Genomic DNA, 11,046 nt, shown 5'->3' on the forward strand with positions numbered 1-11,046 from the left:
TCACAAGCGACTGTCCAGCAGTCGGCCATCGGCGGCAATCAATTCGCCGCGTCGATAGACCTGGCGCAGAGGGCGCGACACCACGGCTTCACCCAGGGTCTGCACCGGCATCAACAGGAAGTCCGCGGCTTGGCCGATCTCTACGCCATAAGCGTCGCAGCCCAGTGCCAGCGCGCCATTCACGGTCGCCGCGGCAAACGCTGCCGCCAGCTCCTCGTCCTTGTTCAAGTCGAACCGGAACGCCAGCAGCATCGCTCGTTCCAGCATGTCGCCGTTGCCCATGGGCGACCAGGCGTCACGAATGCCGTCCGAACCCAGGCACACGTTGACACCGGCTTCACGCAACGCCAGAAACGGCGGCACCGCGCAATCCGCCGGCGCCGAACTCATCAGCGAAATCCCCAGCGCCGCCAGCCGTTGCGCGACCGGTTTGACCTGGCTCCACGGCAGCATCCCCAGGCAATACGCATGGCTGATCATCACCCGGCCATGACGCCCGTAACGCTCGGTGTAGTCGGCGATCAGGGCGATCTGCCACAGGCCCAGTTCGCCCTTGTCGTGCAGGTGAATGTCGACGCCGCGATCAAATTCGCTGGCCAGTTTGAACACGAAATCCAGTTGCGCGACCGGGTCGTTGTCGATGCCGCAGGGGTCGAGGCCGCCGACATTTTCCACGCCGAGGGTCATGGCTTCGCGCATCAATTCGGCGGTGCCAGGACGGCTGATCAGCCCGGTTTGCGGGAACACCACCAGTTGCAGGTCGATCAGGTCGCGGTAGCGTTCGCGCAGCTGTTGCAGGGCTTCGACGTGGCGCAGGCCGAAGTCCGGGTCGATGTCGACGTGACAGCGCAGGGTCAGCGAGCCGCGGGCGATGCAGTTTTCCAGCAGGGCGCCGGCGCGCTCGGCGATCGGGCTTTCGACTTCACGCAGCACCCGGCGCTCGTTGGCGATGTAGTCCTTGAGCGTCGGCCCGGCGCTGTTCGGCCGCCAGGGTTGGCCCCAGAGGGTTTTGTCGAGGTGGATGTGGCTTTCCACCAGGGTCGGGGTGAGGAGCTGGTGTTGGCCGTCGATGTCGGTGGCGGTCAGGGCCGCCGTCGATGCCGGACGGCGTTGGGTGAACAGACCGTTCTCGATCAGAAAGTCTTCGGCGGTGGAGCCGTAGGGCCGCACGTTGCGCAGCCAGCGGGGGTGGGTCATTTCAAACCTCAGGTTTCAAGTTGTCAGGGCCGGCTTCTTCGCGAGCAAGCCCGCTCCCACATTTGAAGTGCAGTCCTTTGTGGGAGCGGGCTTGCCCGCGAAGGCCGCGACTCGGTGTCAAGCCAGGCACTCAGCCCTTGAGCTTCGCCCAAATCCGGTCCTGCAGCTCCCGCGCCTTGTTGCTGCACTCTTTTTCGGGGCGCAGGCGCGAGGCGAATTCTTCGGGCATGTTGATCGCATCCATCACCCGCCATTTGGCGTCGATCAACTTGTCGCTCTGAATCCCGTTGTCATAGGCGATGGCGTTGGACACGGCGGCAGCGTTTTCCGGTTTCATCATCCAGTCGATGAAGATCTTCGCGTTGCCGGGATGCGGCGCGCTTTTCGGTACGGCGAAGTTGTCCTGGAACATCGCCAGGCCTTCCTTCGGATACACGTATTTGATCGTGCTCTTCTGCAACGTGGCCCGGGCGGTGGAGCCGTTCCAGTTCTGCATCATGATCACTTCACCGGAGGCCATGCGATCAACGGTGTTATCCGAGCTGTACATCTTCAAGAACGGTTTCTGCTTTTGCAGCAGTTCGAGGATGCGCTTGGCGTCCTGCGGGTTTTCGCTGCATTCGTCGACGTTCAGGTAATGGCTGGCGGCGTTGATCACGCTGCTGGAGGTGTCGAGGGCGGCAAGTTGGCCCTGCAGTTCCTTGCGCGGCTCGAAGAACTCTTTCCACGAATCGTCGAGTTTGCCGCCCGGCACGCGGGCGCTGTCATAGGAAAATCCGGTGGTGCCCCACAGGTATGGCGCCGAGAATTTGCGCCCAGGGTCGAAGCTCGGGTCGCGAAATGCCGGTTTCACGTACTGGAAGTTGGGCAAGGTCGGCGTGTCGATTTCCAGCAGCAGGTCCTGGTTGATCAGGGTGCGCATGATCGACTGCGACGGGACGATCACGTCATACGCCGCGCCACCGGCCTGCAACTTGGCCAGCAAGGTTTCGTTGCTGTCGTAGCCGTCCATGGTGACCTTGATCCCGGTCTCCTTTTCAAACTTGGCCAGCAGGTCCACCGGGTAGTAATCGGTCCAGTTGTAGAAAAACAGTTCCTTGGGCTCGGCGGCCTGGGCGCTGAACGAAGCGAGTGCGGTGAAGCCACTCAAGGCCAGACCGGCGACAGCGAAACACATGCTTTTTGTTTTCATGAAACAAGTCTCCAGGCTCATTGTTGTTTGCCGCGCTGTCCCAGCCAGAAGGCCAGCACCACCAGCACGATGGAAATCACCAGCATCAGGGTCGAGATCGCATTGATCTCCGGCGTCACGCCGGCCTTGATCGCCGAGAAGATGTACACCGGCAGGGTGGTCGACCCCGGCCCGGCGACAAAAAACGTCATGATGAAATCGTCGAGGCTGACCACGAATGCCAGCACCGAGCCGGACAACACTGCCGGCCACAGCAACGGCAGGGTCACCCGGCGAAACACCTGCCACGGATTGGCATACAGGTCGTTCGCGGCTTCCAGCAGGCTCTTGTCCAGGTCGTTGAGCCGCGCGCGGATCGGCAGGTAAGCAAAGGGAATGCAGAAACCGATGTGCGCGACGATCACCGTCAGCAGACCGAGCTTGATCCCCAACGCCATGAACAACAGCAGGGTGGCGACGGCGGTGACGATTTCCGGCAGGATCAGCGGCAGGTTGATCCCGCCCTCGACCATCTTCTGCCCATAGAACGGCCGATAGGTCGCCAGCGCGGCGAGCAGCGCAATGGCCGTGGCGCAGACCGTGGCGATGCTGGCGACGATGAGCGAGTTCAGCGCCGCGGTCTGGATCGACGGATTGGCGAGAATGCGTCCGTACCAGGCGAACGAAAACTCGGTCCACACCGTCGCCGAGCGGTTGGCGTTGAAGCTGTAGGCGATCAGCACAAAGATCGGTACGTACAGATAGGCCAGGATCAGCAGGCTGACTTCGCGGGTCAGCGGCAGTTTTTTCAGGTGCAGGGCGATCATGCGGTGGCTCCCCGACGCAGGGTCTTGGCGGCGTTGCGGCTATAGAGGGCGTAAAGCACCAGGGACAACAGCAGGATTCCCAGCAACAGGAACGACAGCGAACTGCCCAGCGGCCAATTACGCGCCGTGCCGAATTGCTGCTGGATCAGGTTGCCGATCATCAGTGTCTTGCCGCCGCCGAGAATCGCCGGAGTGATGAAGGCGCCGAGGCTCGGCACGAACACCAGCAAGGCGCCGGCAATCACCCCGGGCATTGACAGCGGCAGGATGATCCGGCGCAACGCGTGCCAGCGGTTGGCGCCGAGGTCGTAGGCGGCTTCCACCAGGCGCCAGTCGAGTTTTTCCAGGGTCGAGTAGATCGGCAGAATCATGAACGGCAGGAAGCTGTAGACCAGCCCGACGCTGACGGCGAAGTCGTTGTAGAGCAGGGTGATGCCGCCCGCCCCAGGGAACAGCGCGTTGAGGCTCTGGGCCAGCCAGCCGTGTTCGCGCAGGATGATCAGCCACGCGTAGTTGCGGATCAGCAGGTTGGTCCAGAACGGAATGGTGATCAGCAGGACCATGAGGTTGCGTCGCCGCGGGGTCAGGCTCGACATCCACAACGCCACCGGGAAACCGAACAGGAAGCACAACACGGTCGTGCCGCCGGCCTGGAACACCGAGCGCAACAACGCCTGGGCGTAGACCCAGTTAAGCTCCAGTTCACCGTCGAAGCCTTCCTGGAAAAACAGCTGCACGTAGCTTTGCAACTGCCAGTTGGCTTGCCAGTCGACGCCGCCATACACGTTGCGCGGCAACAGGCTGATGTAGCCCATGATGCCCAGCGGAATGGCAATCAGGGTCAGCAAGGTCAATACCACCGGGCTGAGCAACAGCGCGCGGTTGAGGGCGGGAGAAGTGCTGCTGACGCTCATCTCAGGCCTCCATCAGCAGGCAGGCGTGGGGCGGCAGATTGACCGCAACGCGATCACCGACCACGCGTCCGCGGTTCAGGCCCTCGTTGTTTTCCCGCAGCATGACCTTGATGTCGTTATTCAAACGGCATTGATAAAGCGTCGCGGTGCCGACGTACAACACCGCTTCGATCACGCCGCGCAGGTGATGCGGTTGCTCCGGTTCGACCAGTTGCGAACGCTCCGGACGGAACGCCAGTTGCACGTTACTGCCGTCGAAGCCCTGGGCCGGGCAGGGGATTTCCACCGGCATGCCGCTGGGCACGAACAGTTTCTCGTTCTGCTGGCCGCGCTTGAGGTGGCCGGGCAGGAAGTTGATGTCGCCGATGAACTGAGCAACGAACTGATGCTGCGGCCGCTCGTAAATGTCGTTCGGCGTGCCGATCTGCAGGATCTTGCCGGCAGACATCACGGCAATCCGGTCGGACAGGGTCAGGGCTTCTTCCTGGTCGTGGGTGACGAAAATGAAGGTGATCCCGGCTTCTTTCTGCACGCGCTTGAGTTCGACCTGCATTTCCTTGCGCAGCTTGAGGTCCAGCGCTGACAGCGGCTCATCCAGCAGCAGCACTTTCGGTTTCGGCGCCAGGGCCCGGGCCAGCGCCACGCGTTGCTGTTGGCCACCGGACAATTCGGCGGGTTTGCGCCGGGCCAGGTGTTGCATCTGCACCAGCGCCAGCATCTCATCGACGCGCCGTGCAATATCCTTGTGATCAAGGCCCTGCATCTCGAGGCCGAAGGCGATATTCTGCGCGACACTCATGTGCGGAAACAGCGCGTAGCTCTGGAAGACCGTGTTGACCCGGCGCTTGAACGGCGGCAGGTCATTGACCGGTTCGCCGGCCAGACGGATTTCGCCGTCGCTGACGTGTTCGAAACCGGCGATGGTCCGCAACAAGGTGGTTTTGCCGCAGCCGGACGGGCCGAGCAGGGTGAAGAATTCATTGTCGGCAATGTCGACTGACACGTTGTCGAGGGCTGGAGCCAGCCCCGGATCGTCGGAATACCGTTTGGAGACGTTACGCACTTCAATCGCTGTTGGTTGACCCATTATGGTGCAATCCTCTAATTATTGTATGCAATATCTGGATGCAATCTAGAAATAACCGGATTAATCTGCTTGTGCAACCCCCTTTTTCAAAGGCTGCTCATCGCCTGGGGCCGGTTGTTTAGCGCTAAAGGAGTGTTGAAATGACCGAGAAGAAACTCGAAACCACGGTCGATCGCGTCTACCAAGGGGTTTACGAGGCGATCAGCAAGCGTTCGTTGCGTCCCGGCATGAAGCTCGGCGAGGCGTCACTGGCCGAGCTTTTTAATGTCAGCCGGACGTCGGTTCGTGCCGCACTCAAGCAATTGGAAGCGGATGGACTGGTCACTACCGAGCCCAATAAAGGTGCGTCGGTGTCGTTGCCCAGTGACGAAGAGATCCGCTCGCTGTTCGAAACGCGGCGGTTGATCGAGATCGGCATCGTCAGCGAACTCTGTCGCCGACGGGATACCGCGGTGACTCAGGATTTGCGCGATCACCTGTTGCTGGAGGACGAGGCACATCGCAATGGCGACCATGAAAAGCTGATTCATTTGCTCGGCGAGTTCCATATCAAACTCGCGCGAAGCCTGAACAACCCGGTGTTGCTGGACTGGTTCCAGAAACTGATTTCCCGCGCCTCGCTGTACGCCGCCGCCCTGGACGACGACAGCCACGAAGCCTGCCGCGACGACGAACACCTGCGCCTGATCGAGTACATCGAAGCCGGCAACCAGAGCGCCGCGATCGAACTGACCTGCATGCATTTGAATGGCATCGAGAAAGCCATCCTCGACGTCGCCGCCACGCTGAAAACTGGCTACCATCCGCTCAAGCATCTGATCTCCCTGTAGAAACGGACTTGCTCGCGATGGACGTCGGGGCGCCGCGCTCAGCCAGGGCAATCGCCGTTTTCGTTAACGATCATCGCGAGCAGGCTCGCTCCCACAGGGGATCCCCAGTGGGCCGCGAGAATCAGCTATACCTCTATGAAACCATTGCCTAGCACGATGCTCGAAACAAACGGGCTTCAATTACAGGACACAGAACCAGTCGATGCAGTTTCTAGACGATAGCCACGGGTGTGCCGGATGGAACGGCGAAATGGCCGGACGCATCCGCGCGTTCGACTGGAGCCTCACCGAGCTGGGCCGCATCGACACCTGGCCCGCCAGCCTGTGCAGCGCCGTGCAATTGCTGCTCGCCGCACCACTGCCGATGGTGATGCTGTGGGGCCGTGCCGGGTACATGATCTACAACGATGCGTACTCGTCGTTCGCCGGTGGCCGCCATCCTTACCTGCTGGGATCTCCGGTGGAGCTGGGCTGGCCGGAAGTCGCCGAATTCAACCGGCATGTGGTGGATACCTGCCTGGCCGGCGGCACCTTGTCCTATCGCAACAAAGAACTGGTGTTGCTGCGCAACGGCGCCCCGGAAGACGTCTGGCTCGACCTTTATTACAGCCCGGTGGCCAACGATGCGGGCCAGCCGGCCGGCGTCATGGCGATGGTGGTCGAAACCACCGACCATGTGATTTCCGAGCGCCGCCGCCAGGAAGCCGAAGACGCCTACCGCGCCGACAATGAACGGGTACGCCTGGCGTTGAATGCCGGGGCGTTGCTCGGCTCGTTCGTCTGGGACATCAAGGGCAATTTGCTCTCCGGCGATGAGCGTTTTGCCCGGACCTTTTCCTTTCCTGTCGATCAGGACCTCGGCAACCTGCCGACGGACATCGCCGAATCGCGGATTCACCCCGACGACCGCAGCTGGGTCAACGAACAAGTTGATAAATCGGTGACCACCGGCGAGCCGTTCAACGCCGAATACCGCGTCCTGCGCCCCGACGGCAGTTACCTGTGGGTGCAAGCCAGCGGTTGCTGCGAGTTCGATGACCATGGCACGCCGTTCCGCTTTCCTGGCGTCCTGATCGATATTCACGAGCGCAAGACTGCCGAAGAATCCCTGCTCAAATTCACCCGCAATCTTGAGCAGCGTGTCGCCGATGAGGTGAATGCACGGCTGACCGCGGAAGAACAACTGCGTCAGTCACAAAAGCTCGAAGCCATCGGCGGTCTTACCGGCGGCGTGGCCCATGACTTCAACAACCTGCTGCAGGTGATTGCCGGCAACCTGCACTTGCTGGCGCGGCATGAGCCGGACAATGAGAACGTGCAGCGGCGGGTCTCGGCGTCGATTGCCGCCGTCGAGCGCGGCGCGAAGTTGTCGTCGCAATTACTCGCGTTCGCCCGTCGCCAACCGCTGTCGCCGGCGGTCTGCGACCCGCGGCAGATTTTCGAAGGCCTGGGCGAGCTGCTGCAACGGGCGTTGGGGGAAACCATCCAGATTGATGTGCGGCTGTCTCGGGCGTCGTGGTTCATCAACGTCGATCGCAACCAGCTGGAGAACGCCATTCTCAACCTGGCGATCAATGCCCGGGACGCGATGCAAGGTGAGGGGATGATTGAGCTGAGTGCCGAGAATGTCGCACTTGACCGGCACTTCTGCATCGGTAAAGGCATTTTGGCGGGTGACTATGTTCGCGTCGCTGTGGCGGATACCGGCTTCGGCATGTCGGAGCAAGTGCTCGCCCAGGCCTTCGAACCGTTTTTCACCACCAAGGCCGACGGCCAGGGCACGGGACTGGGATTGAGCATGGTGTTCGGGTTCGTCAAGCAGAGCGGCGGCCACATCGAGATGTCCAGCGTCGAGGGGCAGGGTACGCGGGTGCAATTGTATTTCCCGCGAAGCCTGCGCCCCTTGCTCGATGAAGCAGTGAATCCCCAGACGCAGCAACGCGGGGGGCACGAAACCATTCTGGTAGTCGAAGACAACGAGGCGGTACGCAGTTCGGCGGTGGAGTTGCTGCGCGAAGAGGGCTATCAAGTCCTCACCGCCGCCAACGGCGATGCCGCGATGCAGATGCTGCTGGACGGGGTGACGGTGGAGCTGATCTTCACCGACGTGGTCATGCCCGGCCTGATCAAAAGCTCCGACCTCGCCGCCTGGGCCAAGGTGCAGACGCCGCCAGTGGCGGTGCTGTTCACGTCGGGCCACACCCGTGACATTATTTCGCGCAACCACCAACTCAGCCCCGACACCTTTTTGCTGAGCAAACCCTATAGTCCTGAAGCTCTGACGCGGATGGTCCGCAGCGTGCTCAATGGCTGAACCCGATCAAGTGTGAGAGCGGGCTTGAATGGTAACATCCCTCAACTCTTCGAACTCAAGGCTATCCATGACTTCCAAGCGCACCTCCAATCCTCCTTCCGGCATGGTCCGAGTGCGCGGCGCCCGTGAACACAACCTCAAGAACGTCGACGTCGACATTCCCCGCGACGCCCTGGTGGTCTTCACCGGCGTGTCCGGTTCGGGCAAGTCGTCCCTGGCGTTTTCGACCCTGTACGCGGAAGCGCAACGGCGCTATTTCGAATCCGTGGCGCCGTATGCGCGGCGCCTGATCGATCAGGTCGGGGTGCCGGACGTCGATTCCATCGAAGGCTTGCCGCCCGCCGTCGCTTTGCAGCAACAGCGCGGCACGCCGAGCGCGCGGTCTTCGGTGGGCAGCGTGACCACGTTGTCGAGCCTGATCCGCATGCTGTACTCCCGCGCCGGCAGTTATCCGCCGGGGCAGCCAATGCTCTACGCCGAGGATTTTTCGCCGAATACACCGCAAGGCGCTTGCCCGCAATGCCATGGCCTGGGCCGGGTGTATGAAGTGACCGAAGCGCTGATGGTCCCGGACCCGAGCCTGACCATTCGCCAGCGCGCCGTCGCGTCCTGGCCCACAGCGTGGCAGGGCCAGAACTTGCGGGACATCCTCGTGACCCTGGGCTACGACGTCGATAGACCCTGGCGCGAACTGCCGAAAAAACAGCGCGACTGGATTCTCTTCACCGAGGAAACCCCGACCGTTCCGGTGTACGCCGGGCTCACGCCGGAAGAAACCAGAGTCGCGCTCAAACGCAAGATGGAACCGAGTTACCAGGGCACGTTCACCGGCGCCCGACGCTACATCCTGCACACGTTCAGCCATTCCCAGAGCGCGCTGATGAAGAAGCGCGTCTCGCAATTCATGCTCGGCAGCCCGTGCCCGCTGTGCGACGGTAAACGGCTCAAGCGCGAGGCGTTGTCGGTGACCTTCGCCGGTTACGACATTGGCGAGCTGTCGCAGATGCCATTGCTGCAAGTGGCCGAAGTCTTGAAACCGGTGGCCGCCCACAGTTACCTGGAACAGGCCGACGAGGCAGGCGAGGTGTTGACCCACGACCAGACCCGCGAGGCCCGTGCGCAGCGGGTGGCCCACGGCGCCAGCGGCCACGCCAACGCCCCGGACGTGCGCCACACGCCGAACCTGTCGGTGGAAAAACGCCTGGCCGCGCATCGCATCGCCGAGGATTTGCTTGAACGGGTCAGCACGTTGACCGACCTGGGCCTCGGTTACCTGGCGTTGGAGCGCAGCACGCCAACCTTGTCGTCCGGTGAGTTGCAGCGGCTGCGGCTGGCAACGCAACTGGGCTCGCAATTGTTCGGTGTGATTTACGTGCTGGATGAACCGTCGGCCGGTCTGCACCCAGCGGATGGCGAGGCGCTGTTCGAAGCGCTGCAACGTTTGAAAGCCGCAGGCAACACCTTGTTTGTGGTCGAGCATGACCTGGAAACCATGCGCCGCGCCGACTGGCTGATCGACGTCGGCCCGGCGGCGGGCGAGCATGGCGGGCGGATTCTGTATAGCGGTCCACCAGCTGGATTGACCGACGTGACGGATTCGCAGACCCGCGCTTACCTCTTCGCCGAGCAGGTCCCGCAGAAACGCGTCAGCCGTCAACCGACGGATTGGCTACGCCTGGACGGCATCACTCGCAACAACCTGGATAACCTCACGGCCGAGTTTCCGCTGGGCTGTTTTACCTCGGTCACCGGCGTTTCGGGCTCCGGCAAATCCAGCCTGGTCAGCCAGGCGTTGCTCGAGTTGGTGGGCGCGCACCTCGGGCGTGGAACGCCAGACAGCGAGGCGCAGGAGCTCAGCCTCGAGGACGACGCGCCGCAGGTCAGTGGCGGACAGGTCAGCGCCGGGCTGGAGTCGATCAAGCGTCTGGTGCAGGTGGACCAGAAGCCCATCGGCCGCACGCCACGCTCGAACCTGGCGACGTACACCGGGCTGTTCGACAACGTGCGCAAGCTCTACGCCGCCACGCCTGAGGCGCAGGCTGCGGGCTACGACGCCGGCCAGTTTTCCTTCAACGTTGCCAAAGGGCGCTGCCCGACCTGCGAAGGCGAAGGATTTGTCAGTGTTGAATTGCTGTTCATGCCCAGCGTCTACGCGCCATGCCCGACGTGTCATGGTGCGCGCTATAACCCTGAGACATTGGCAATCAACTGGCAGGGCCTGAACATCGCGCAGGTGTTGCAGTTGACGGTGGACGAAGCGGTCGAGGTGTTCGCCGAGCAACCGGGGATTCGTCGCTCGCTGGAAGTGCTGCGCGACATTGGCCTCGGCTACCTGCGCCTGGGTCAGCCGGCGACCGAGTTGTCCGGCGGCGAAGCCCAGCGGATCAAGCTGGCCACCGAGTTGCAACGCAACCAGCGTGGGGCGACCTTGTATGTGCTCGACGAACCAACCACCGGACTGCACCCGAGGGATGTCGATCGTTTGCTGGAGCAATTGAATAACCTGGTTGTCGCGGGGCACACGGTGATCGTCGTCGAACACGAAATGCGCGTGGTGGCGCAGAGTGACTGGGTGATCGACATCGGACCGGGGGCAGGGGATCAGGGTGGCAAGATTGTCGTCGCGGGCACACCGCAGAAAGTCGCCAAGAACAAAAAAAGCCGGACGGCGCCGTTTCTCGCGAGAACCCTCAATCGGTGAGGTCT

8 protein-coding genes are annotated in these 11,046 nt (G+C 62.1%); 3 read left to right on the forward strand and 5 right to left on the reverse strand.

Features of this window, described 5'->3' with window-relative positions:
* The 5 genes from NTD84_RS13190 to NTD84_RS13210 form a co-directional block, all read right to left on the reverse strand.
* Complete coding sequence (locus NTD84_RS13190; RefSeq protein ID WP_262166057.1) at positions 1-1,197, reverse strand: amidohydrolase family protein; 1,197 nt, start codon at positions 1,195-1,197, stop codon at positions 1-3.
* A gap of 130 nt (positions 1,198-1,327) precedes the next feature.
* On the reverse strand, positions 1,328-2,389 hold the full coding sequence (locus NTD84_RS13195; RefSeq protein WP_262166059.1) for an extracellular solute-binding protein: 1,062 nt from the start codon (positions 2,387-2,389) through the stop codon (positions 1,328-1,330).
* A 17-nt stretch (positions 2,390-2,406) separates the two neighbouring features.
* A complete protein-coding gene (locus NTD84_RS13200; RefSeq protein ID WP_262166062.1) occupies positions 2,407-3,195 on the reverse strand; it encodes an ABC transporter permease in 789 nt (262 codons plus the stop codon).
* Entirely contained in the window at positions 3,192-4,109 is a 918-nt protein-coding gene (locus tag NTD84_RS13205; protein WP_262166065.1) for an ABC transporter permease, read from the reverse strand. Before NTD84_RS13205 ends, NTD84_RS13200 begins: the two co-directional genes overlap by 4 nt.
* A 1-nt stretch (position 4,110) precedes the next feature.
* On the reverse strand, positions 4,111-5,196 hold the full coding sequence (locus NTD84_RS13210) for an ABC transporter ATP-binding protein (protein WP_262166066.1): 1,086 nt from the start codon (positions 5,194-5,196) through the stop codon (positions 4,111-4,113).
* A 140-nt stretch (positions 5,197-5,336) separates the two neighbouring features.
* Between NTD84_RS13210 and NTD84_RS13215 the strand changes: the two genes are divergently transcribed.
* From NTD84_RS13215 to NTD84_RS13225, 3 genes are all read left to right on the forward strand, one after another.
* Complete coding sequence (locus NTD84_RS13215) at positions 5,337-6,026, forward strand: GntR family transcriptional regulator (RefSeq protein WP_262166070.1); 690 nt, start codon at positions 5,337-5,339, stop codon at positions 6,024-6,026.
* A gap of 202 nt (positions 6,027-6,228) precedes the next feature.
* Complete coding sequence (locus NTD84_RS13220; protein ID WP_262166073.1) at positions 6,229-8,340, forward strand: PAS domain-containing sensor histidine kinase; 2,112 nt, start codon at positions 6,229-6,231, stop codon at positions 8,338-8,340.
* A 67-nt stretch (positions 8,341-8,407) separates the two neighbouring features.
* Entirely contained in the window at positions 8,408-11,041 is a 2,634-nt protein-coding gene (locus NTD84_RS13225; protein ID WP_262166076.1) for an excinuclease ABC subunit UvrA, read from the forward strand.
* Positions 11,042-11,046: the final 5 nt, after the last annotated feature.

It is taken from the genome of Pseudomonas sp. 14P_8.1_Bac3, assembly GCF_025466085.1.
Taxonomy (GTDB): Bacteria; Pseudomonadota; Gammaproteobacteria; order Pseudomonadales; family Pseudomonadaceae; genus Aquipseudomonas.